Genomic DNA, 22,646 nt, shown 5'->3' on the forward strand with positions numbered 1-22,646 from the left:
ATGAGTTCAGGAGTAAGCCTCTCCGGTCAGCAACATCGCGAAAATATCCGGCTTCGAGCCCTTGAGATCTTTAACTGACGCCAAATACCGCTTCGGTTCGGCGTGTGGGATGGCCACGCCGTATTTGGCGTTCAGGTCGGCGGGCCGCATCTCAAAACAGGCCAACCCCGCCCCTAGCGTTACCAACTTGCTACCAAGCGGGGTCACGACGATCCTGCATCCGCCGAGGATCTTCATGCTGTCCTTATAGCGTTGCATTGCCTTCAGAAGTTGTCTATATGCCTCGAATGGGTTGGACTCGTGCACATGCAAGATGTTGGTCGTCGGAGTTCTGCGGCTTGCAAACAGCGGCGTTGCGTACTCCACCAACAGGTCGTCTGCGCGCCGTGGATTCAAGGATGGATGCGGAAGTACGGGGCAGATTTCCGCCGAGTCGGGAATCTCCGCGAGTGCCATCAGCTTTTGCAACTGACTTACTCTGTTCTCGCCCAAAATTGGGAACCAAACGAGCGGCCAATCTCGCACGCTTTCAGCATGCATTGCGCCAGTAAACCCAGGTATAAGAACGAGATCGTTGCTTGGGTCTTCCGCACGTATTTTCCCGTCCAGCCGAGCGTCTTCCCCAACAAGGACCTGAAAATTGACACCGTTCGCTGCCAAGGGATGCAGGCCATCCTTAAAGACGTTCTTGTTTGGAATAAGCCTGTTGAGCAAGCTCGTCATCAGTGCCAAGTAGGCAACTCGCGGCAGCGAACTGACGTCGAGAACGATGTCAGTTTGATCGATCACTTCTTCGAGCACCGCCCGTATTCCCATACTGAGCGCGGCGCTTGCGCTGATGTCGTCTTCACCATTCGAGGATGAGCCAATAGGGATATTCTTTACTGAACCGAGCGGGGCAAAGATCGCCTCCAAGCGGGCTGCATTTTCTTCTGTGAGTTGGGCAATCTCCTCTTCAAGCTCATAGTCGGTAAAACCGACAAGAAGCAACTGAGCACTTTCGATATTTCGCCCGGATGCTTGCAGGCTATTGACCATCTCCTGCATGACAGGCTGGGCACGAACGTCGAAGCCACGACCCGCAATATAGAGCAGGCGAACCGGGCGTTTTTCGAAAAGCCGATCCCACAATTCGTGGACGCCATTTCCCCGACGAAAGACATAGTGGTCCCAAAGCACGTTAGTTCATCTCCAGACGACGACGACGGATGGGGACAAGGCCTCTCTCCATCCAATCGATCATTTCAGTCGCGGTGACATCCTGCCAACCACCTTGTTGCAAAGGGAGGTCGTAGTGGGCACAAAGAGTTCGGTTTAGATAAAAGACAGTACCGCTTTCTCGAGATGTACTGGCAGCACTCTGCTTGGCCAGCAGAAGGTTCTCCGCAGCGCATTCGGCCAGAACACGAATTAGCAGTGTGCTTTTCTCGGTGAGTGCCTTCGTTGCCGACCCGAGTTTGTGCAGTTCGCTCTGTGAAAGGCGCACGCCGGTGACGCCCGGTGCATACGGAGCATTTGGCGCGAATGTTTTTTCGCGGCAGAAAACTCCCACGGAATCCAGAAGGCGTTGTGCGCGCAAACCCTCAGTGTGACTCTTGGGAATGAACTCTCGCTTGCGCTTGGCTGCATCCTTTAGCAATTTCTCTTGCTCGAGCGGGGTAAGGGTCAGTTCTGGCTTGCGAAGCACCTGCTTGTTCTGCATACCGACATAGAGTGCTGCCGCCAATGAAAGCAGTTCCTCGACGTTGGCACTTGCCATCACACACAATCGATCAAGGCCGAAGTAGTAGGGAATCTTCAGTTCGTCGTGCATAAATATTTCCGCGGCACCCCGAACCTGTGAGTTATCGCGGTCATCCAACTCCACTGCCGACAGGGCCATATCAAGGGTCATCTGACGCTTCGATTCATCTCGCGCAAGTAAGATCCGAGTGACATAGAGTTCAACCAATGAATCGATGCTTGCCTCCACACTCCGCTGTTCCGCTCGGGCCAACCACTCGCTATATCGAATGTTGCTTTCGTGTCGTTGAACATCGTCGCGAAAGGCCTGAATGCCTCTGTCTACCTCTGTCCTGATTTCGTCGAGAACTAGTTCTCCGCGCAAGCATTGGGAGAACGAGTTGGATGCGACGACATCCTGTATCAACATCCTCCGATCCAAGATACTTTGCGCAAACGTTGCGAACTGATAAGGGCCTTTCGGCCCACTCCACATTTCTTCCAGCGCGTACTCGTGAATGTCTCTGCCTTGTCGGACACCTTGTGAAAGTAGGCCATCGCCGAGCGCAATGGATCGTTCAGCGAGCCAAATAGGGATGGTTGAGCGCTGAACAGCAAGCTCGTCGATCAACAGCGCCCGTTGCTTTCGGCGAAGCTTGTGTAGGTCATCGATCATCAGCAAGCGCTTTGATGCAACTTGGCGTCCATCGACGACGAATTGCACTGACTGGAGCCACACCGCACCCTCGAACTGAAAGTGAGATGGCATGTCCGCTGTGTTCTGTCCGACAAACGCATCGATCTGCGCATAGACACGCTGCTCATGTTGCTCCGCCCAATCGGCAAGCGCCCGAGCGCTGGCTAGACGGGGAATGCCTTTCAAATCATTTGCCTGTTCGGCATACTCCAGCCGAATCGTATCAAACTGCTCTGGCGTGCTGAAGCCGAGCAATGCTCCTACACTACGAAGTGTTCTCAAGACCACCCGGCAGTCCAGAAGCGCACGAAACAATCCTTCGTGTTTGATATCTGCGCCAGGAGGGAGATCTGCGTAGCCGGAAGCGCAAGAGAGCAATACTCCAAGAAACTGAGGTCGATCCTGATCGTCCAGCACTCCTCGCGATACAAGTTTCTGGAAAGACTCAGCCAACTCTGGTGATCTGCGTGCAGTCCAAAATCCGCGCAAAGCTGTTGGCGTGAATGCGCGCAAGAGCGTGGTTTTTCCGGCGCCAGGAGCGCTTCTGAAAATATGGATGCCACCCTTGAAGGCGTCTTCTGCTAACTTCTCCAGTATCTTCGGAGAGAACAGCCGAACGAATTCGAGGTCTGACGTCGTGCGCTCCGACATGCGTTCCAAGAACGGATTGGTGTGATAGGCCATCAGAATTCTCGATGCCGACTGACGCGTGGAAACAGACCGAAGGGCTTGTACGATTCCGGTCCCCACAGTATGTAGATAGAGTTGTTTGGGGAGTTGTGTGAAAGCACCACCGGCAACGCACAGCCGGCGAAGCCCATACGGGCATCTGACGTCCCCCCTACTTCGATGTGCTTGTCAGTCGCTCTGGCGTCGTAGTAGTCGGCTTTTTCCAGTAGCGCACGGATCTTTAGATCGGGCTCCCGCTTGAGTGAGATTTCTTGTTCGATCGGGCATAGCACCCGCACCTGCAGCGGTTTGTAACCTTTTTCGGACGTAAAGCGTTCGGACCAGTACTCGATGTGATCAATGGCCTGACGGGTGGCGGTATAGAGAAGAAGGAAAACTTCGTAGTGGGATGGGTCCACAAGATCGCCACGATGAAGGCGTTCGAATATCTTCTTGATCTTCCCTTTGAATGCTCGTTTTTCGCTGTCATACCGGATATAAGTATTACCACTCCCGGAAAAATCATCAAGTAGCCAGATTAAGTTGAAACGGGGCTGCTCGAGCTTGAATCCGGAGTCGGAGAGAGAGGCCTTCAATTCCTTGAGCATGTCGTCAGCCTTTTCGTGGCTCAGTTCATAGGCCTGCCATATCTGCTCGTTGGTGATGTCACCACCGCTTGCGCGCCGCAACTCGTTGGTGCGCGCGCCATCGCTCAATCCCAGATAGAGAGACTTGAGTCGAAGCTCCTTGAAGCGAGGATGGCGTGAAATCTTTCCTACGAGATGTGCGGAGATGTCGTGCTCTTCTGAGACGAGACGCATGCGCTCTTGAACAATCAGGTCGGGGTATGCAGTGGTAACCAAGTGGGTGAATTCGGCATCTGAGAAGTACACCAGCCTGCGAGTCACAAGTTCAAGCGCCGCTTCGCGATCATCAGGACTGAACTGGTCGAGCCAAAGTGCCAGGCTCTCGATAAAACGACGCCCCGGCCCAAACCGCTGATAGTGGTCGTATTTATAGTCTGCGAGCAACTGCAACGTCGGTAGGAACAGCGGAGGGGCGTCAAGATCACGCCAGTCCATGACCTTGGCAAGCAGTTGCGCGGCGTTGTGGTCATGCATAGTCGGATGACCCAGTTTGGGTTGGCAGCGAAAGGCGCACAGCAAAAGCTCCCGCACCGTCTTCGATGAGACGTTCCAGATACCAGAGCGAGGCATCCACATCACGTCGATGAGGCGGTGCAAGCTTCCAACCGCGATCGAGCCTGCGCGATGGAACGTCCACACTAAGTGAGAACCTGTGCTCGAGAAGTGCGGAATCGTTACCGGGCCACGCACCTTGGTCCCCCAGCGTCAAAATCTCATAAGGGTCGATCTTGAAATTCTGGATGATGTGCGCGATGAGCCGTGACTTGGTGATTCCGGCAGCCAGTATGTCGACCGAATGTTTGCTCTTAACCATGCTGGAGAGATCAAGACCAGCCTGACGCAGTGCGTCAGCCACGACGAACCACATGTTGTCCGTTGGCAGGCCCTCTCGAAATCGAACGCTAACTTGGTAGGGGTGAGTAGTCTTGTGTTCGTGGATTGGCACGCCGAGAGCCTTTAGGCGCACGATGATTCGCGTGACGTGGCTAAGGAATTCACTGGTCTCCTGTTGTTTGACAGGCGTGGTCGCTGCATCTGCCAGTGAGCCGCCGTTGTAGAGGCCAAGCTGAATTCCCTTCAATACTTCGTTGGGCAGACACTTCTCCAAGCACTCCTGTACAGATCCTCCGCGGCCTGATGCGATGCCGACTACAACTCCCGACCGGACGAGCCGTTCCAGATGATCAAGAATGGCTTTAGGAGGAGTGCTGTCAGTTCTCTGTGAACTGCTTAACGTGCCATCATAGTCGAAGACGACAGCACGAAAGCGCTGCTTCTCCAGCGAATAGATGAACTCATCTTTGGCCCTGCGCATCGAGCCGTGATTGCATGGAGATGGCCATCTTGCGCCAAGCACTTCGTACTTAGATCGCTCTATGCCGTCCACTTCTTCTACAGGGACGGGAATAACATCCTGAAGCTTGATGTAATACAGTTCGCGGCCGAACTGGGGAACCACAGGCCTGCCCGGATCTTGGCCAAGGCAATTGGCGATCGCTGAGACGAGGTACATTTGCGCCACTAGGCCTGCTATCAGGTCGCGTGGCGTAGCGCCTGCAAGTCCCATGGTCAGCGTTGGCACATCGCTAGGGAAGAACGTCTTCATGCTCCCCCAAAGGTCACCGAGTGACGGTTCAGTAAGTGCAATAACCGCACAGTCTTGAGACCGATTGGCAAGCCAAAGATGCCTGCCGTGCGCGTACGACCTTAGATCCGTAAATTGGGTATGTAGCAATGCTGCCTCTGACAGCTTTGATTCCAGGTCAGCAGCGATAGGCTTCAACAGCGGCGAATAGATTACGGTTACAGCGCCACGTGAAACGCATTCAACTACGAATGACTGCGCTTCCGCCACCCAATCCTCCAACGTCTGCGTGCCAATCCGAAGATCAGAAAACTGGGCTGGCAAGTGATCCCGAGTTTGATTCAACTCACCGTATGCACGAGCGAACAACACGGCATCTAGCAGCAAACTGTTCGTCGCGAGATACCCATCTTTTTCGGCAAGTTCGTAGACATGAGTACTGACGTCCGTCAACTGTTCGACCTGGTGCATCAAAGGAGAGTCGGCGCGGTTAGTCACCACATGTACAGGTCGAGCGCTATGCCGGCGGGCGCGCTGCATCGCTTCAACGATGTCCGGATTTTTGCCCTCGGCGGAAATAAGAAATACAGGGCTGGAGGCGGCGAGCGTCGGATTACAAATAATTTCCAACGGTGTCGAAGGCCGGGAGACTCGCCCGGTATAGGCTTCATGGAGGTTACACAGCAGTGAGGCCACCGTAAATGAACCTCCTGACCCCACGCCGATGACGCTGGATTCGCAGGCGCCAGCAATGGCCGCCTTGAGGCGCGATACATCCGCCCCCATGGCAGCACTGTAGGTCGCAGTCAGATTTTGCAGTTCACGGCCGTATTGGGTGAACGGCATTTTGTTGTCGTGAAGCATCGTCAATTTACTTCTGCGAGCTTGTTCTCTTGTCGCGCAGCTTTTCCACGAACTTGTACTTTCTTTTTGCGAGCAGTCAATTTCTCGGCCTGCCTCAACTCCGTCCGAATTTCCATGAGCAACACGCCGAGCATATTGAGCCCCTTGCCCTTTACTTCTCCCCAGGTCCTGTTGACTGGATTGTCCGTGCGGCACGATTCAACCAGCCGCGCTTCGCCAGTAGACAAAAGCAGTGTTCGCAAGTCCTCGTGTTGTGTGTATTTGGCTCGCAGGACTTCGCGCATTCGATCGAATTTTATTTTTGACCAATTCGGAACGATGTCCCATGTATAGAGACCGTGTGCAGCCATTGCCACCAATGAAGGCGTTGGCGCACTCAATATCCATTTGCGCACAGCCTCTTTGCGAGCTTTGCCAGCTTGATACGCGTGCTCTGCCGTCGGAAATTCGACTCCTTCAAATGCGATGGCGCGCCTGAATAAGTTACTAAAGACCCCATACGGTTTCTCATTGGATCGATAGAAATGTATCTCGGTCAAGGGCGGCTGATCTTGCTCGATCAACGATATGGATTGCGCTCGTTCCTTTTTGATTTTGTTCATGTGGATTTTTCCTTCACGGGCGGCGTCAACGGATAAAGATTTCTTTGCCGTGGCAAGCGGCGGAGGAGAGAGTGCAATTATGCCTGCGCAAGAGGGACTGGGAGAGGCGACATTGCGGCGCCTTATCGCCCCCCTACTGTGGAGACGCCCAAAGTCAGTCAGCACCTAGACATACGCAGAATCGGCGGCATCCGGTTGCTACGGCAATTTACAACACTTCACGAAAGCTACAAAAGTGGTCCCATATCAGCCCACGAATCTGTGGGGGGAAATGTGGGGGGAAATTTCAAAAATTGGCACTAGAAAGTACTTAGGCCAATCCGAAGATTGGCCTAAGTACTTGATTCTATTGGTCGGGGCGGCGGGATTCGAACTCGCGACCCCTTGCACCCCATGCAAGTGCGCTACCAGGCTGCGCTACGCCCCGACGAGCCGCGCATTATACCCACAACGCGCCCGGAGTCAAAGGCTGAGAACGTCGATTACGGCGAGGGATTTCGCTGCGCAAGTTAGGGGCTACCGCCACCGGTTCCGGGGCGACGGATACGGGCTCATCCGAGGCAGGATCGTCAAGGCGATTGCGGGCGCCGCTGATGGTGAACCCCTGGTTGTAAAGCAACTCCCGGATACGCCGCACGAGAAGCACTTCGTGGTGCTGGTAATAGCGTCGGTTGCCACGCCGCTTGACCGGCTTCAACTGGGTGAATTCCTGCTCCCAGTAACGCAGCACATGGGGCTTGACGCCACACAACTCGCTCACTTCGCCGATGGTGAAGTAGCGCTTGGCGGGAATGGGCGGAAGTTCTTCTCCGCCCCCAGACTTAGACCTGGGTTCCATCGTAGGCCAGTTCCACGTCGCCCTTCAGTTTCTGGCTGGCGTGAAAGGTGACGACCCGACGTGCGGTGATGGGAATTTCCTGCCCGGTCTTGGGATTGCGACCGGGGCGCTGCGGTTTGTCGCGCAACTGAAAATTGCCGAAGCCGGAGAGCTTGACCCCGTCGCCGGTCTCGAGGGCATTACGAATTTCCTCGAAAAAAGCCTCCACCATGTCCTTGGCCTCGCGCTTGTTCAATCCCACCTTCTCGAACAGAAGATCCGCGAGTTCAGCTTTGGTTAGCGTCATTGTTGTTGTCCATCAGGCGCGCAAGTGAGCGGCATGGTTCCGCTCCAGGAAAAGGGTCATTTGCTGCACAGCAGCATCGACTTCCGAATCTTGCAAAGTGCGTTGAGTATCTTGCATAACTATACGGAACGCAAGACTTTTTTTGTTTTCAGGAACCCCCTTTCCGGCGTACACATCGAACAGTTGGACGTCCTGCACGATGGCCGGAAGCTGCCCTTTCAAGCCATCCAGGAGGGCCTGCAGAATCAGCCCCTGATCCACGACGACGGCCAGGTCGCGCACCACCGGCGGGAACTTGGACACCTCCTGATACACCGGAATCGTGGCCGACTTGACACTGTCCAGTTCGAGTTCGAAGACCACCGGCGAATGGGGAAGGTCATACTTTTGGACCCACTCGGGATGCAATTCGCCAACGACACCGAGTTCATGCCCATCGAGCACGAGGCGGGCCGAGCGCCCAGGATGCAGCGCAGGGTGAGCGGCCTTCTCGAAACGCACGGCACGGGGCGCCAACAGGGCCTCCAGATCACCCTTGACGTCGTAGAAATCGACCTTGCGGCCACCGCTGCCCCAGCCTTCGGGCAAAGCGCCCCCGTAGGCCAGGCCGGCCAGGCGCCAGGGCTGGCGGAAACCGGGCACCGGGCCGCCCTGGGCATCGCGGTGAAAGGTACGCCCGGTCTCGAAAAGGCGAACGCGGCTCTGCTTGCGTTTAAGGTTGGTGACCAGATTGTCCACCAGACCGCCGATCAGGCCGGCGCGCATGACCGCCATTTGGCTGGCGATGGGGTTGGCCAGACGGATCGGGGTCTGATTGTTGGCGAAATCCGCTTCCCAGGATTCTTGCACGAAGGCGTAGTTGACGACCTCCTGGTAGCCCCGATCCACCAGAACACGGCGCAAACCTTGCACCGAGCCCTCGTTTTCCGATTGCGGCAGCATGGACAAGGGACCGCGGGGAGCCGGGGCCGGGATGCTGTCGTAGCCGTGCAGGCGGGCAATTTCCTCGATCAGGTCTTCCTCGATTTCGAGGTCGAAGCGCCAGGTTGGCGGCGTCACCAGAAAATCGTCACCCTCGCGGGTAAAGGGAAGCCCTAAACCGGCGAACAGCCTGCCGATTTGCTCGGCACTGAACGCCATGCCGATGACGCGGACTGCACGGGACGTCCGCAGACGCACCGGTGTGCGCTCGGGCAGCGCCGCCGCGGCCTCGACCACCGGACCGGCAGCGCCGCCACAAATATCCAGAATCAGCCGCGTCGCCCGCTCGATGGCACGTTTGGCGCCACCGAAATCGACGCCTCGCTCGAAGCGGTGGGAGGCATCGGATGAAAAACCATAGCGCCGCGCCCGACCGGCAATCGCCTTGGGCGCAAAGAATGCGGACTCCAGGAAGAGCTCGCTGGTTTCCAGGTTGATGCCGCTTTCTTCGCCCCCCATGATGCCTGCCATGGCCAGGGGCTTGGCGTCGTCGGCGATCATCAGCACGTCGGCATCGATGGCAATGGTCTGCTCGTTGAGCAGCAGCAGTTGCTCGCCGGGGATTGCCATGCGGGCATGAACCGCACCTTCCAACTTGGTGTTGTCGAAAGCGTGCAAAGGTTGTCCCAACTCCAGCATCACGTAGTTGGTGACATCGACGAGGGCGGAAATGGCGCGAATGCCGCTCCGTTCCAGGCGGCGCTTCATCCACTCCGGCGTCGGCGCCTTGGCATTGACGCCCTTGACGATGCGACCGCAGTAGAGGGGGCACGCGTCCGGGGCGTCGAGAACCACGGCGCGGGTGTCGGCGATGGTGGCCGGCACGTCAGGCACTTGCGGCAGTTTAGCCGGCGTGCCGGTGATGGCCGCCACTTCCCGGGCGATGCCCAGGATGGACAGGCAATCGGCACGATTCGGCGTCAGCTTCAGGGTATACAGTGCGTCGTCGAGATCCAGGTAATTGCGAATCTGTTGGCCCAGGGGCGCATCGTCCGGCAGGATGAGCAGGCCGGAAGCGTCTTCGGCGATGCCCAACTCCTTGGGGGAGCACAGCATGCCCGAGGATTCGATGCCGCGGACCTTGGCGGTCTTGATGGCGAAGTCGCCAGGCAACACGGCCCCGGCCAGGGCACACGGCACCCGCAGCCCGGGCGCGACGTTGGGGGCACCGCAGACGATGGTCAGCAGTTCGTCTTCACCCACATCGACCTTGCAGACGTTGAGGCGGTCGGCATCCGGGTGCTTGTTCACCTCGATGACGCGGGCGATGACCACCTTGTCGAAGGGCGGCGCCACCGGGTCCAGTTCCTCGACTTCGAGGCCGGCCATGGTCAGCAGATGGGACAGTTCGTCGCTCGACAGTTGCGGATCGACGAGGGTTCTCAGCCAGGATTCGGAGAATTTCATACGAATTGCCTCAGGAAACGGAGGTCGCCCTCGAAGAAGAGGCGCAGATCATTGACCCCGTAGCGCAGCATGGTCAGGCGGTCGGGGCCGAAGCCGAAGGCGAAGCCGGTACTTTTCCGGATCGATGCCGGCGATGCGCAGCACGTTGGGGTGCACCATGCCGCAGCCGGCAATCTCCAACCAGCGTCCCTCCAGGGCGCCGCCTCGAAAGCCACGTCGATTTCGGCGGAAGGCTCGGTGAAGGGGAAGAAGGACGGTCGAAAACGGACCTTGAGGTCGTCGCTCTCGAAGAAGCGGCGCAGGAAATCAGCCACCACGCCCTTCAGGTCGGCGAAGGAAACGCCTTCCCCGATCCACAGGCCTTCCACCTGGTGAAACATGGGGGAATGGGTGGCGTCGGAATCGACTCGATAGACGCGCCCAGGGGCAATGATGCGAATTTCCGGCATGTGCTCCAGATGGCCGTACTTGGCCACGTGGGCCTGCATGTAGCGAGCCTGGATGGGGCTGGTATGGGTGCGCAGCAGGATGCCGTCCGCCACTTGGCCAGCGTCATCCTGCAGGTAGAAGGTGTCGTGCATCGAACGGGCCGGATGATCCTCCGGCGTGTTCAAAGCCGTGAAATTGTGGAAATCGGACTCGATCTCAGGGCCATCGGCCACTTCGAACCCTATGGAGCGGAACAGCGCCTCGATACGCTCCAGGGACCGCGTCACCGGGTGAAGGCCACCACGGGTTTCCGCTCGACCCGGCAGGGTCACATCGAGGGCTTCCTCGGCCAGGCGCGCCTCCAGGGCGGCCTTGCGGATGGCCTCGCGGCGGGCGTTGAGGGCGACCTCGACCGCTTCCTTGGCGCGGTTGATGGCGGCGCCGGCGGTTTTCTTCTCTTCGGGCGGCAGCTTGCCCAGGCCCTTCAGAAGTTCGGTGATCTGGCCGCTCTTGCCCAGAAAACCGGCCTTGGCCTGCTCCAGGGCATCGGGATCGGAAATGGCGGCGAAGGCCTGTTGCGCTTCGCTGACGATTGAATCGAGATTGTCCATGCTGGGGCCCAACACTTCACGACGGTGGAACAAAAAAGGAGGCTTGCGCCTCCTTTTCGAAATTTCCATGCCGCATTCAGGTCAAGACGGGAAGACGGCGCGCAGACAGTACGGGTTGTACGGCAAGCGACGTCGACAAAGTATTGGCCTGGAGGCGGTGCGGAATCAGGCGCCGAGTTGGGCTTTGGCTTGATTGGCCAAGGCCGCGAACGCGGGCTTGTCGAACACGGCCAGATCGGCCAGAACCTTGCGGTCCACTTCGATGTTGGCCTTCTTGAGGCCGTTCATGAAGGTGCTGTACTTCAGGCCCAGCTCGCGGGAAGCAGCGTTGATACGAGCGATCCACAGGGCGCGGAACTGGCGCTTCCTTTGACGACGGTCACGGTACTGGTACTGACCGGCCTTCATCACCGCCTGCTTGGCGATGCGGTATACGTTCTTGCGACGACCGCGGTAACCCTTGGCCTGGTCGAGAACCTTTTTGTGACGGGCATGCGCCGTTACACCACGTTTGACTCTGGACATCTTCTGTCTCCTTACGCGTAGGGCATCATGGCGCGGACGGAAGCTGCGTCGCGCTCAGAACACCAACGGCACCGCGCAGGTGACGCTTGTTCTTGGTGGTCTTCTTGGTCAGGATGTGGCGCTTGAACGCCTGGCCGCGCTTGATGCTGCCACCGGCGCGGATCGAGAAACGCTTCTTGGCGCTGCTCTTGGTCTTCATCTTGGGCATTTTCTGCTCCTTAATGACATGCCGTCAGGTGGTTCCCGGCGGGAACGCTTCGAGGACCCGTAGGCACTTATGGGTGCTGCAAACTACTTTGTTACGACTTTCTTGGCCGGGGCGATGATCATGATCATCTGGCGGCCTTCCATCTTCGGCATCTGCTCGACCAACCCGAGGGCATCAAGATCGGCCTTGATCCGTTCCAACTGGCGCATCCCGAATTCCTGGTGCGCCATTTCGCGGCCCTGGAAGCGCAAGGTCACCTTCACCTTGTCGCCGTCTTCCAGGAAGCGCGTCATGTTCCTGAGCTTGATCTGATAATCGTTTTCGTCGGTACCGGGCCGCAGTTTGACTTCCTTGACCTGGACCTGCTTCTGCTTGAGTTTCGCCTCGTGGGCCTTCTTGGCTTCCTGGTACTTGAACTTGCCGTAGTCCATGATGCGGCAGACCGGCGGCTTCGCCAGGGGAGCGATCTCGACCAGATCGAGTTCTGCTTCCTCCGCCATTTGCAGGGCGGCTCTGATGCTAACTACGCCAACTTGTTCGCCCTCTTCCCCAATGAGACGGATTTCCGGCACCGTGATTTCTTCGTTGAGGCGATTCGCCTTGTTCTGAGCGATGGTTCAAACTCCCGAAAACGACAAAAGTTAAGCCGTGCCACTTCGCGCCGCGACTTCCCTCCGAAGTCGCTCGATCAGGTCATCAACGGGCATCTGCCCCAGATCCTGACCGCCGCGGGTACGCACGGCCACCAGTCCGGCTTCCTTTTCCTTGTCGCCAACGACGAGCTGATAAGGCAGCCGGTTCAAGCTATGTTCCCGAATTTTATAGGTAATTTTCTCGTTGCGCAAATCGGCATCGGCCCGAAAGCCCGCCTGATGCAGCTTCTGTGCAACATCGGCCGCATACTCGGCCTGTTTTTCTGAGATATTGAGGACCACCGCCTGCACCGGGGCCAGCCAGAGCGGCAAGGCGCCGGCGAAGTTCTCGATGAGGATGCCGATGAAGCGCTCCAGCGACCCCAGAATGGCGCGATGGAGCATCACCGGCGGGCGCCGGGTGTCGTCGCCTGCGACATACTCGGCGCCCAGTCGGCCAGGCATGGAAAAATCCACCTGCATGGTGCCGCACTGCCAGGAACGCCCGATGGCATCCTTGATGTGGAATTCGATCTTTGGCCCGTAAAAGGCACCCTCCCCCGGCAACTCCGTCCATTCCAGACCGGAGGCGCGCAGGCCCTGACGCAGGGCGGCTTCCGCCTTGTCCCACACCGCGTCGGAACCCACCCTGCCCTCCGGACGCAGGGCCAGCTTGACCGCCACCTCGTGGAAGCCGAAATCGGCGTAGACCTTCTTCACCAGGGTATTGAAACCCGTTACCTCGGCCTCGATCTGGTCTTCGGTACAGAAAATGTGGCCGTCGTCCTGGACAAACCCACGTACCCGCATCAGGCCGTGCAGAGCCCCTGAGGCCTCATTGCGATGGCAGGAGCCGAACTCACCGTAGCGCAGGGGCAAATCGCGGTAGGAGCGCAGGTGGGAGTTAAATACCTGGACGTGGCCGGGGCAGTTCATGGGCTTCACCGCGTAATCCCGGTTTTCCGAGGACGTGGTGAACATATTGTCCTTGTAATGCTCCCAATGGCCGGATTTCTCCCACAGGCTCCTGTCGAGAATCTGGGGGCAGCGCACCTCCTGGTAGCCGTTGTCGCGATAGACGGCACGCATGTACTGCTCGATCTCCTGCCACACGGCCCAACCCTTGGGGTGCCAGAAAACAAGGCCCGGCGCTTCTTCCTGCATGTGGAAAGGTCATACTGCTTGCCTAGGCGGCGATGGTCGCGCTTTTCCGCCTCCTCCAGCATGTGCAGGTAGGCCTCCAGATCTTCTTTCTTCGCCCAGGCCGTACCGTAGATACGCTGCAGCATCTCGTTCTTGGCGTCGCCACGCCAGTAGGCACCGGCCACCTTCATGAGCTTGAAAACCTTGAGCTTGGCGGTAGTCGGCACGTGGGGACCGCGGCAAAGGTCGATGAAATCACCCTCCCGGTAGAGGGAAACCTGCTCGCCGGCCGGAATGGCACCGATCAGTTCGGCCTTGTATTTCTCCCCCTGACCGAGGAAGAACTTGACCGCCTCATCCCGCTCCCACACCTCGCGGTTCACAGGAATGTCTTGCCTGGCCAGTTCGGCCATGCGCTTTTCGATGGCTTCCAGGTCCTCCGGCGTAAACGGGCGCTTGTAGGCGAAATCGTAGTAGAAGCCATTCTCGATCACCGGGCCGATGGTCACCTGGGCGTCCGGGAAGAGTTCCTTTACAGCGTAGGCGAGCAGGTGGGCCGTGGAGTGACGGATGATTTCCAGGCCTTCGGCGTCGCGGTCGGTGACGATGGCCAGTTCCACGTCACGGTCGATGAGGAAGGAGGTATCGACCAGTTTGCCATCCACCTTGCCAGCCAGGGCGGCCTTGGCCAGGCCGGCACCGATGCTGGCGGCGACTTCGGCCACCGTCGGCGAATTGGGATAGGAGCGGATGGAACCATCAGGCAGTTTGACGTCGGGCATTTTCCGGGCCTCGGGCAAAAAAAAAGTGCGGGCGAGCCGCACTTTTTTGTTCAACGACAGCGAACTCGATCAGGGCTTCAGAACAGCGGTGCTGCTAGTTCGGAAAGTCATGGAATCGCTCCGTCAAGGAATTTGGTAGGCGCAAGTGGATTCGAACCACCGACCCCCACCATGTCAAGGTGGTGCTCTAACCAACTGAGCTATGCGCCTGAGGAGCCGCGCATTATACGGGAGGAAGGATCGAAGTCAAGCAAGCGATCCCAGGCTTGCTCGACCGCCTGGGGCCGCACGAAATATGCCGGTAGCCGTGCGACTGCCCAACTGGTCATGCCAGGCAGAGCGTCGATAGAGCAAGACCAGCCGCTGAACCGTGGCAACCGGACCCGGCGCCCCAGTGGAACCAAGGGAACAGGAAGGAGCGAGGCCGCCGACCGGGAAGCGCTCAGCGCGCAAACCCGAGCACCTGGCGTTCGCCCAGAGGCTTGTAGATGAACTCCACGTTGGCTTCGCCGATCTTTTCGACGCTGTAGACCCCACTGATCTCGTCGCCGACCGCCACCATGATGTTCCGGTTCTGGTGCGCAAGAAATACGCGCGTCACGCCGTCTTCGGACAGCATCCCCAGATAGCGAAAGGGCAGCGTCGGTGCCGTGGGGGGACTTGGCGGCGGCGGCGGGAGCGGGACGTGCCAACTCTTACTGCGAAACGGATCGACCGTCTGATCGACGGGAAGGGACGGGGGCGCCGCGGGCGGGTGAAACCATGGCGTGGTCGCGGCCACCGCCGCCCTATCGGCCCCCGCTGCGCTCGAGGATCGGCTGGCCCGCGGACGATCCCGGGCCTCCGGCCGGGACAAGGCAGCGTCGTCCTCGACCAGGGCCACGGCGAGCAGGGTGGCCGTCAGCAGGCCTCCAAGGGCCATGCGACGATGCATGGGCGTCAGGGTCATGGCCTTCCGCCCCGGCGGCCGAAGACGACGAAGCGTATCTGGGCTTCCAGACCCGCCGCAGAAACGGCTTCACGCCGCAGGACGACCTCCTCGACCGCCAGGTCCGGGAACTTGGCCCGCGCTGCACTCAGATAGCGACGCAGGTCGAGATAATTCGCCCGGGCAGGAAGATTGAGCACGTAGCGTTCGAGCGGGCTTGCGCCGGATGCGACCAGACGGTAGTCCCCTGACGGCACCTGGACCTGGTTTTCGGCCGCCAGGGTGAGCAGGCTTCCCAGGGTCGCGTTCAACGTTTTCTCTTCCTGGAAGCGCTCGAGCACGCCCTTGCGGGTCGCCGCCGCATCGACCTGACCGTCGGAAGTCCCCAGAGCGTCGCGTCGCACCTGCCGTTCCAGGAGCGCCAGGCGACGCTCGCCAGCTGCAATCGCCGCTTCGGTGCGCGGCACCAGAACGGTGTGCACGGTGGCCGCCCCGAGGGCGAGAACAAGGGCCACAACGGGCACCACGGTGAGGGAGGACACACGATGCCGGAGCCAGGGGTAGACCCGCTTCAGATTGCGCCGTGCCATAGGGCTCCGATCTCAAACACGATGGGTTTTTGCGGGTCGCTCTGCTTGACCTGATGGGAGGCCAGCACGACCTGGGCGAGCGGCGCGCGGCGCAGCGCCTCGACGAAGGCGAGAACGGCGGCCATGTCCTTTGCCTCCCCACTGATGTGCAGCGATTTTTGGGACACGCTGGGGCGAATGGCGGTGAGCGCAACCTCTTCGCTCGTCGCGCCGTCGATCGCCGCGAACAGACGCTCCCAATCGATGGCGATCGCCTGCAAGGCGGCGTTGACCGCCGCAGCCTCCTCCGGCGCCAGGGCGTTTTCCGGCCGGCTTTCGCGCCGCATCCCCTCCTGACGATCCAGACGACGCTGGGCCGCATCGCCGCGGCTGCCCGAGCAGCGCTGCCGATCCCGACGCCGACCAGGGCGACGGCCAGGGCTGCTGGAACGCCCTGCGCGTCGAGCAGGCCCAGGCCCTGCGCAGCTTCGCCAGCGCCCGCGCGGCCGCCGTCGGCGACTCCGACACGCTGCTGATTGGCGATTTCAACGCGTACGGCAAGGAAGACCCGATCCTGGACCTGACTGCCAACGGCTTCGTGGATCAGAGCGAGCGCTTTGAAACCGCGCCCTATTCCTACGTCTTCGACGGCGAGGCCGGCCGCCTCGACCACGCCCTGGCCAGCGCCGGCCTGTCGGCCCAGATCGTGGGCGCCCACCACTGGCCCATCAACGCCGACGAGCCGGCGATGCTCGACTACAACCTGGAATTCAAGCAGCCCGCTTGCGCCACCTGCGGCCCGGACTACTACGGCGCGACGCCTTACCGGTCGTCGGACCACGATCCGGTGATCATCGGCCTCAAGCTGTTGAAGACGGTCAATGGCACGGCCGGCCGCGACACGCTGATCGGGACGGCGGGGGACGACGTCATCACCGGCGGCAAGGGAGGCGACACGCTTGCCGGCGGCGCTGGCGCGGACCATTTCGTTTATACGAGCCTGCAGGAAGGTATCGACAGCATCACCGACTTCGAGCCGGGCCAGGACCGCATCGTCCTCACCCAGCTGCTCGCCTCCCTGGGCATCGGCAGCGCCACTCCCCTGGCCGACGGCTACGTCACCTGCCGGGCAAGCGGCACCGACGCCATGATCGGCATCGACCCGGACGGCCCCGGTAGCGCCGCCATCCGCAACCTCGTCCTGCTGCGCAACCGCAGCTGCAGCGTCGCCGTCCCGGGGAATTTCGACTTCTGATCCCGGGCAGTACGGGTGGCGCTTCGGGGCGCGGCAGTTTCCCTGCCGCGCCCCGGGGGAAGACCACTGGCGTCCGGACGCCCTGCCCCCTTCCCGCCGGCCAGGGCGACGGCTGAGCACAGACGGAGGTCGTTTTTTACGGGGCGCCTCAGTCCTTGCCGAAAAGATCGCGGGTATAGACCTTTTCGGCGACGTCGGCCAGATCCTCCGTCATCCGGTTGGCCACGATCACGTCGGAACGCGCCTTGAATTCAGCCAGGTCGCGCACCACCGGGGAGCGGAAAAAATCAGCACCTGCCAGAACCGGCTCGTAGACGATGACCTCGACGCCCTTGGCCTTGATGCGCTTCATGATGCCCTGGATGCTGGAAGCGCGGAAGTTGTCGGAGCCGGCCTTCATGATGAGGCGGAAGATGCCGACCACCCGCGGGTTGCGGCGCAGGATGCTGTCGGCGACGAAATCCTTGCGCGTGGTGTTGGAATCAACGATGGCGTTGATGAGGTTCTGCGGAACGTCGCGGTAATTGGCCAACAGCTGCTTGGTGTCCTTGGGCAAGCAATAGCCGCCGTAGCCAAAGGAGGGATTGTTGTAATGCTTGCCGATGCGGGGATCGAGGCAGACGCCGTCGATGATCTGGCGCGTGTCGAGGCCATGGGACGCCGCGTAGGTGTCGAGCTCGTTGAAGTAGGCGACCCGCATGGCGAGGTAGGTATTGGCGAAAAGCTTGATCGCCTCGGCCTCGGTGGAGTCGGTCAGGAGCACGGGGGCATCCTTGCGCTCCGCCCCCTGCAGGAGCAGCTCGGCAAAGCGCCGGCCGCGCTCGGAGCGCTCCCCGACGACGATGCGCGACGGATGGACGTTGTCGTAGAGGGCCCGCCCCTCGCGCAGAAATTCCGGGGAAAAGATCAGGTTCGCGCAAGCGGTACGCTCCTGCAGCCGGCGGGTGAAGCCCACCGGCACCGTGGATTTGATGACGACCACGGCCTCCGGGTTGGTGGCCCGCACGTCCGCCACCACCGCCTCCACGGAACTCGTATTGAAGAAATTGCTTTGCGGGTCGTAGTCGGTGGGGGTGGCGACGACGACGTACTCGGCGCCGCGATAGGCCTCCCCGCGGTCCAGGGTGGCCCGGAAGTCGAGGCGACGCTTGGCGAGGAAGTCCTCGATTTCAGGATCCACGATGGGCGAACGGCGTTGCATGAGCATCGCGACCCGGTCGGCATCGATGTCCAGGGCGACGACTTCATGGTGCTGGGCAAGCAGGAGAGCATTGGAAAGGCCCACGTAGCCAGTGCCGACAACGGCGATTTTCATGCTGGATCGACCTCCATGAAGTTCTCCCGGGGTGCGGCCCGGGAGGGCAATGATGCGGCGTACAAGTGCGGCACGGGCCTACGTCGAAGCGTGCTGGAAGGCGGCGAGAAACTCTGCCCAATGGGGCGCTTCGATGGCGGCAAGCTGACGGCGCACGAAGTCGACCTCCGCCGCTTCCTCTTCTGCCTCCAGGTCGCCGCTGAGGCGACGAAAGCGGTTATACACGAGGTAGGTATTGACCACATCGGTCTCGCAATAATCGCGGATTTCTGCCTGCCGCCCCTGCTGCCAGGCCTCCCACACCCGGGCGCCGTCCATACCCACCTTGCCGGGAAAGCCCAGCAGGCGGGCCATTTCGTCCAGGGGCGCGTTGGCCCGCGGCTGGTAGAGGGCCAGCAGATCCATGAGGTCGGTGTGGCGGGTATGGTAGCGGCTGATGTAGTTGTTCCACTTGAAATCGCGGCTGTCGGCGTAGCTGCCTTCGCCCAGATCCCAGTAGCGGGGGGCGCAGACCCCGTGCAGCAGGCCACGGTAATGCAGCACGGGTAGATCGAAACCGCCGCCGTTCCAGGACACCAGGCGCGGCGTGAATTTTTCGATGCCGTCGAAGAAGCGCTGGATGATCTCGCCCTCGCCCTGGGCCGGCTCGGCGAGGGACCAGACGCGGAAGGTCTCTCCCGCCCGCAGGAGGCAGGAGATGGTGACGACCCGATGCAAATGGTGGGGCAGGAAATCGCTGCCGTTGCGCGCCCGGCGCTGCTGGAAGGCAAGTTCGGCCACCTCGGCGTCGGAAAGGGCATCGGGCAGATCGTGAATGCGCCGCAGCCCCTCCACGTCGGGGATGGTCTCGATGTCGAAGACGAGGATGGGTGCGTGCATCACTGGCGCTGGGGTGCCCCGTCCGCCTGGGCTGCCGATGCCCGGGAGACAGGAGGAGGTTTGAGGAAGCGGGCAAGCATGGTCGCGTCCGTCGGCACGGAGGGAAGCGGGAGCCCGCCCATCAAGCCGGGAAGACCCCGGTGGACAGGTAGCGGTCGCCCCGGTCGCAGACGATGGTGACGATGACCGCATCGTCCAGGGCGGCGGCGAGGCGCAGGGCGACCGCCACGGCACCCCCGAGGAGATGCCGGCGAAAATGCCCTCCTCCCGGGCCAGACGCCGGGTCATCGCCTCGGCGTCGGCCTGGCTGACGTTTTCCACCTGATCGACGCGGCTGCGGTCGAAGATTCGGGGCAGATAGGCTTCCGGCCACTTGCGGATGCCGGGAATCTGGCTGCCCTCCTCGGGCTGGCAGCCGACGATGCGTATCGCCGGATTCATCTCCTTGAGGTAGCGCGAGGTGCCCATGACGGTCCCGGTGGTGCCCATGCTGGAGACGAAATGGGTGATCCGCCCCCCGGTGTCGCGCCAAATTTCCGGGCCGGTACCTTCGTAGTGCGCCAGCGGGTTGTCCCCGTTTGCGAACTGGTCGAGGATGATGCCCTTGCCTTCGTCGCGCATCTTTTCGGCCACGTCCCGCGCGAGTTCCATGCCACCATCCCGCGGGGTGAGGACCAGTTCGGCGCCGAAGGCGCGCATGGTCTGGCGTCGTTCCAGACTCTGGTTTTCCGGCATGACCAGGATCATGCGGTAGCCCTTCATGGCGGCGGCCATGGCCAAGGCGATGCCGGTATTGCCCGAAGTAGCCTCGATGAGGGTAGTGCCCGGCCTGATGTCGCCCCGGGCTTCAGCGTGGCGGATCATGGACAGGGCAGGCCTGTCCTTGACCGACCCGGCCGGGTTGTTGCCCTCCAGCTTGGCGAGGACCACGGTGCCGCGGCGCTCGATTTCGGGATCGGGGATGCGGGCCAGACGGACGAGGGGCGTATTGCCGACGTAGTCTTCCAGGGTCTTATACATGGGCCTGCAACCATTCGACGTACTGACTCACCCCTTCTTCGACCGTGGCCATGGGCGCGCTGTAGCCGGCTTCACGCAGGCGGGCTAGATCGGCCTGGGTGAAGGCCTGGTACTTGCCTTTCAAGGCCTCGGGAAAGGGAACGTACTCCAGCAGGCCGCGCTGGCGGATCTCTTCGAGGGTCAGCGGGGCTTCGCCGCCCAGGCGACGACAGCCGTTGACGGTGGCCACCGCCACGTCATTGAAGCTCTGCGCGCGGCCCGAACCGACGTTGAAGATGCCCGATTTTTCAGGATGATCGAGGAAGAAGAGATTGACCTTGGCCACGTCGCCGACGAAGACGAAGTCGCGCTGCTGCTCGCCATTGCCGTAGCCGTGGGAGGCCTCGAAGAGCTTCACTCTGCCTTCGGCGCGCAACTGGTTGAAGTGATGGAAGGCCACCGAGGCCATGCGGCCCTTGTGGGTTTCCCGCGGGCCGTGGACATTGAAATAGCGGAAACCGACCACCTGGGACGACGCCCCGCCGGCCAGGCGCTGGCGCACCACCTGATCGAAGAGGAATTTGGAATAGCCGTAGACGTTGAGCGGCCCCTCGGCCTCCCGCTCCTCCCGGAAGACGCTGCCGCCGCCGTAGGTGGCCGCGCTGGAGGCGTAGAGGAACTGCACGTCCTGATCCAGGCACCAGTCGAGGAGGATGGTCGAATAGCGGTAGTTGTTCTCCATCATGTAGCGGCCATCGCTTTCCATGGTGTCGGAACAGGCGCCCTGGTGGAGGATGGCGTCGATCTCGCCGTCGAAATGGCCGGCCTGGATGCGTTCGATGAAATCGTGTTTGTCCAGGTAGTCGGCGATTTCGCAATCGACGAGATTCTTGAATTTGTCGGCCCGGGTGAGGTTATCCACCGCGATGACGCGGGTCACACCCCGCTCGTTGAGGGCCCGCACGACGTTGGCGCCGATGAATCCGGCCGCGCCGGTGACTACGGTATACATGCTGCTTCTCCTTGGCCGGCCCCAGGGCCGGCGATTGCCTTTTTCCCGCCCCTGTCAGAGGGCCGCTTCGAGTTCCTGGCGGGTGACCACCGCGGTGCCCAGTTTGCCCACGACGATGCCGGCCGCCAGGTTGGCGACGCGAATCGCCTCGTCCCAGGTGGCGCCGGAGGCAATGAGGATGGCCAGGGTGGCGATCACCGTGTCTCCCGCGCCCGAAACGTCGAAAACCTCCCGCGCGCGGGCCGCCTCGTGGATGACCTCGTCGTCGCGGAAGAGGGTCATCCCCTCTTCGCTGCGGGTCACCAGCAGGGCATCCAGTCCCAGGCGGCGGCGCAGTGTCTGGGCTTTGGCGGCCAGTTCGTCCTCGCTGGACCAGCGCCCGACCACCTGGCGCAATTCCCCTCGATTGGGGGTGATGAGGGTGGCTCCGGCGTACTTGCTGTAGTCGTCGCCCTTGGGGTCGACCAACACGGGCTTGTCCGCCGCCCGCGCCAGCCGGATCATGTCGCCGATGTGGGCCAGACCTCCCTTGCCGTAATCCGAGAGCACGACCACGTCGCAATCTTCGACACGGCGCTCGAAATCCTCCAGCTTTTCCCGCAAAACTTCGTGGGAAGGCGTGGTCTCGAAGTCGATGCGCAGCAATTGCTGCTGCCGGCCGATGACGCGCAGCTTGACCGTGGTGTCGATGTGGCGGTCCTACCAGGGCCGCGTCTATCCCCGCTTCCGCCAGCATGCGGGAAAGGCTGCGACCGGCCTCGTCGTCCCCGACCACGGAGAGCAACGTGGTGGAACCGCCCAGTACCGCCGCGTTGCGCGCCACGTTGGCGGCGCCGCCGAGGCGCTCTTCCAGGCGCTCGACCTTGACCACCGGGACGGGGGCTTCCGGCGAAATGCGGCTCACCTCGCCGAACCAGTAGCGGTCTAGCATCACATCGCCCACGACCAGGAGGCGACAACCGGTCAGGGCGTCGAGATTGCGTGTCACCGGCGGTCTCCGGCGCTGCGCAGCAGACCGCCGCCTCCGCCATTTCCGGCGGGGCCGGGGCGCGCCGCGCATC

17 protein-coding genes, 2 tRNA genes and 5 pseudogenes are annotated in these 22,646 nt (G+C 60.8%); 1 reads left to right on the plus strand and 23 read right to left on the minus strand.

What is annotated here, in order from left to right:
• Positions 1-6 precede the first annotated feature (6 nt).
• The 18 genes and pseudogenes from IPM73_10455 to IPM73_10540 form a co-directional block, all read right to left on the minus strand.
• Entirely contained in the window at positions 7-1,179 is a 1,173-nt protein-coding gene (locus IPM73_10455) for a hypothetical protein (protein MBK8918449.1), read from the minus strand.
• Between the two features lies 1 nt (position 1,180).
• Positions 1,181-3,103 carry a hypothetical protein gene (locus IPM73_10460; protein MBK8918450.1) on the minus strand — a complete coding sequence of 641 codons (1,923 nt, stop codon included), beginning with the start codon at positions 3,101-3,103 and terminating at the stop codon, positions 1,181-1,183.
• Entirely contained in the window at positions 3,103-4,209 is a 1,107-nt protein-coding gene (locus IPM73_10465) for a hypothetical protein (GenBank protein ID MBK8918451.1), read from the minus strand. The genes IPM73_10460 and IPM73_10465 overlap by 1 nt, the downstream gene beginning before the upstream one ends.
• Positions 4,202-6,184: an HAD-IIB family hydrolase gene (locus IPM73_10470; protein MBK8918452.1), complete on the minus strand. Its 1,983-nt coding sequence runs from the start codon at positions 6,182-6,184 to the stop codon at positions 4,202-4,204. Before IPM73_10470 ends, IPM73_10465 begins: the two co-directional genes overlap by 8 nt.
• 2 nt (positions 6,185-6,186) lie before the next feature.
• Complete coding sequence (locus IPM73_10475) at positions 6,187-6,786, minus strand: NADAR family protein (GenBank protein MBK8918453.1); 600 nt, start codon at positions 6,784-6,786, stop codon at positions 6,187-6,189.
• 350 nt (positions 6,787-7,136) lie between these two features.
• Positions 7,137-7,213 (minus strand) — tRNA-Pro (locus IPM73_10480).
• Between the two features lie 141 nt (positions 7,214-7,354).
• Positions 7,355-7,624: pseudogene (locus IPM73_10485) on the minus strand (MerR family transcriptional regulator).
• Complete coding sequence (locus IPM73_10490; protein ID MBK8918454.1) at positions 7,608-7,910, minus strand: integration host factor subunit alpha; 303 nt, start codon at positions 7,908-7,910, stop codon at positions 7,608-7,610. The pseudogene IPM73_10485 and the gene IPM73_10490 overlap by 17 nt, the downstream one beginning before the upstream one ends.
• Before the next feature lie 12 nt (positions 7,911-7,922).
• Complete coding sequence (locus IPM73_10495; GenBank protein MBK8918455.1) at positions 7,923-10,298, minus strand: phenylalanine--tRNA ligase subunit beta; 2,376 nt, start codon at positions 10,296-10,298, stop codon at positions 7,923-7,925.
• Positions 10,295-11,338: pseudogene (pheS, locus tag IPM73_10500) on the minus strand (phenylalanine--tRNA ligase subunit alpha). The gene IPM73_10495 and the pseudogene pheS overlap by 4 nt, the downstream one beginning before the upstream one ends.
• 165 nt (positions 11,339-11,503) lie before the next feature.
• Positions 11,504-11,863, minus strand: coding sequence for a 50S ribosomal protein L20 (gene rplT / locus IPM73_10505; GenBank protein ID MBK8918456.1), 360 nt, complete (start codon positions 11,861-11,863; stop codon positions 11,504-11,506).
• Between the two features lie 25 nt (positions 11,864-11,888).
• Positions 11,889-12,071 (minus strand): 50S ribosomal protein L35, encoded by a 183-nt coding sequence (gene rpmI / locus IPM73_10510; protein MBK8918457.1) that lies wholly within the window; start codon positions 12,069-12,071, stop codon positions 11,889-11,891.
• An 83-nt stretch (positions 12,072-12,154) separates the two neighbouring features.
• Positions 12,155-12,685 carry a translation initiation factor IF-3 gene (infC, locus tag IPM73_10515; GenBank protein ID MBK8918458.1) on the minus strand — a complete coding sequence of 177 codons (531 nt, stop codon included), beginning with the start codon at positions 12,683-12,685 and terminating at the stop codon, positions 12,155-12,157.
• Positions 12,686-12,712: 27 nt separating this feature from the next.
• Positions 12,713-14,628: pseudogene (thrS, locus tag IPM73_10520) on the minus strand (threonine--tRNA ligase).
• A 133-nt stretch (positions 14,629-14,761) separates the two neighbouring features.
• A tRNA-Val gene (locus IPM73_10525) sits at positions 14,762-14,838 on the minus strand.
• Between the two features lie 232 nt (positions 14,839-15,070).
• The gene (locus IPM73_10530; GenBank protein MBK8918459.1) at positions 15,071-15,577 is read right to left on the minus strand and encodes a hypothetical protein; all 507 of its coding nucleotides are present in this window, start codon (positions 15,575-15,577) and stop codon (positions 15,071-15,073) included.
• Complete coding sequence (locus IPM73_10535) at positions 15,574-16,146, minus strand: hypothetical protein (protein MBK8918460.1); 573 nt, start codon at positions 16,144-16,146, stop codon at positions 15,574-15,576. The genes IPM73_10530 and IPM73_10535 overlap by 4 nt, the downstream gene beginning before the upstream one ends.
• Positions 16,128-16,472, minus strand: coding sequence for a PilN domain-containing protein (locus IPM73_10540; GenBank protein MBK8918461.1), 345 nt, complete (start codon positions 16,470-16,472; stop codon positions 16,128-16,130). The genes IPM73_10535 and IPM73_10540 overlap by 19 nt, the downstream gene beginning before the upstream one ends.
• A gap of 107 nt (positions 16,473-16,579) precedes the next feature.
• Here IPM73_10540 and IPM73_10545 point away from each other — a divergent pair, with 107 nt between their 5' ends.
• On the plus strand, positions 16,580-17,380 hold the full coding sequence (locus IPM73_10545) for a type I secretion C-terminal target domain-containing protein (protein MBK8918462.1): 801 nt from the start codon (positions 16,580-16,582) through the stop codon (positions 17,378-17,380).
• Between the two features lie 148 nt (positions 17,381-17,528).
• Here IPM73_10545 and IPM73_10550 read toward each other — a convergent pair whose 3' ends face one another.
• The 5 genes and pseudogenes from IPM73_10550 to rfaE1 form a co-directional block, all read right to left on the minus strand.
• Positions 17,529-18,695 carry a nucleotide sugar dehydrogenase gene (locus tag IPM73_10550; protein ID MBK8918463.1) on the minus strand — a complete coding sequence of 389 codons (1,167 nt, stop codon included), beginning with the start codon at positions 18,693-18,695 and terminating at the stop codon, positions 17,529-17,531.
• A 78-nt stretch (positions 18,696-18,773) separates the two neighbouring features.
• Positions 18,774-19,574 carry a 3'-5' exonuclease gene (locus IPM73_10555; GenBank protein MBK8918464.1) on the minus strand — a complete coding sequence of 267 codons (801 nt, stop codon included), beginning with the start codon at positions 19,572-19,574 and terminating at the stop codon, positions 18,774-18,776.
• A 121-nt stretch (positions 19,575-19,695) separates the two neighbouring features.
• Positions 19,696-20,594 (minus strand): annotated as a pseudogene (gene cysM, locus IPM73_10560) (cysteine synthase CysM).
• Complete coding sequence (gene rfaD / locus IPM73_10565) at positions 20,587-21,585, minus strand: ADP-glyceromanno-heptose 6-epimerase (GenBank protein ID MBK8918465.1); 999 nt, start codon at positions 21,583-21,585, stop codon at positions 20,587-20,589. Before rfaD ends, cysM begins: the two are co-directional and overlap by 8 nt.
• A 54-nt stretch (positions 21,586-21,639) precedes the next feature.
• Positions 21,640-22,645 (minus strand): annotated as a pseudogene (gene rfaE1 / locus IPM73_10570) (D-glycero-beta-D-manno-heptose-7-phosphate kinase).
• Between the last annotated feature and the right edge of the window lies 1 nt (position 22,646).

This window comes from Betaproteobacteria bacterium, assembly GCA_016720065.1.
Taxonomy (GTDB): domain Bacteria; phylum Pseudomonadota; class Gammaproteobacteria; order Burkholderiales; family Rhodocyclaceae; genus SSSZ01.

Bases quoted from the DNA above. Each gene is read 5' to 3' on its own strand.
- IPM73_10475 (MBK8918453.1), bottom strand. From the start codon at position 6,786: ATGAACAAAATCAAAAAGGAACGAGCGCAATCCATATCGTTGATCGAG.
- IPM73_10495 (MBK8918455.1), bottom strand. From the start codon at position 10,298: ATGAAATTCTCCGAATCCTGGCTGAGAACCCTCGTCGATCCGCAACTG.
- rfaD (MBK8918465.1), bottom strand. From the start codon at position 21,585: ATGTATACCGTAGTCACCGGCGCGGCCGGATTCATCGGCGCCAACGTC.
- IPM73_10460 (MBK8918450.1), bottom strand. From the start codon at position 3,103: ATGGCCTATCACACCAATCCGTTCTTGGAACGCATGTCGGAGCGCACG.
- IPM73_10550 (MBK8918463.1), bottom strand. From the start codon at position 18,695: ATGAAAATCGCCGTTGTCGGCACTGGCTACGTGGGCCTTTCCAATGCT.
- IPM73_10535 (MBK8918460.1), bottom strand. From the start codon at position 16,146: ATGGCACGGCGCAATCTGAAGCGGGTCTACCCCTGGCTCCGGCATCGT.
- IPM73_10470 (MBK8918452.1), bottom strand. From the start codon at position 6,184: ATGCTTCACGACAACAAAATGCCGTTCACCCAATACGGCCGTGAACTG.
- rplT (MBK8918456.1), bottom strand. From the start codon at position 11,863: ATGTCCAGAGTCAAACGTGGTGTAACGGCGCATGCCCGTCACAAAAAG.
- IPM73_10490 (MBK8918454.1), bottom strand. From the start codon at position 7,910: ATGACGCTAACCAAAGCTGAACTCGCGGATCTTCTGTTCGAGAAGGTG.
- IPM73_10530 (MBK8918459.1), bottom strand. From the start codon at position 15,577: ATGACCCTGACGCCCATGCATCGTCGCATGGCCCTTGGAGGCCTGCTG.
- rpmI (MBK8918457.1), bottom strand. From the start codon at position 12,071: ATGCCCAAGATGAAGACCAAGAGCAGCGCCAAGAAGCGTTTCTCGATC.
- IPM73_10540 (MBK8918461.1), bottom strand. From the start codon at position 16,472: ATGCGGCGCGAAAGCCGGCCGGAAAACGCCCTGGCGCCGGAGGAGGCT.
- IPM73_10465 (MBK8918451.1), bottom strand. From the start codon at position 4,209: ATGCATGACCACAACGCCGCGCAACTGCTTGCCAAGGTCATGGACTGG.
- IPM73_10555 (MBK8918464.1), bottom strand. From the start codon at position 19,574: ATGCACGCACCCATCCTCGTCTTCGACATCGAGACCATCCCCGACGTG.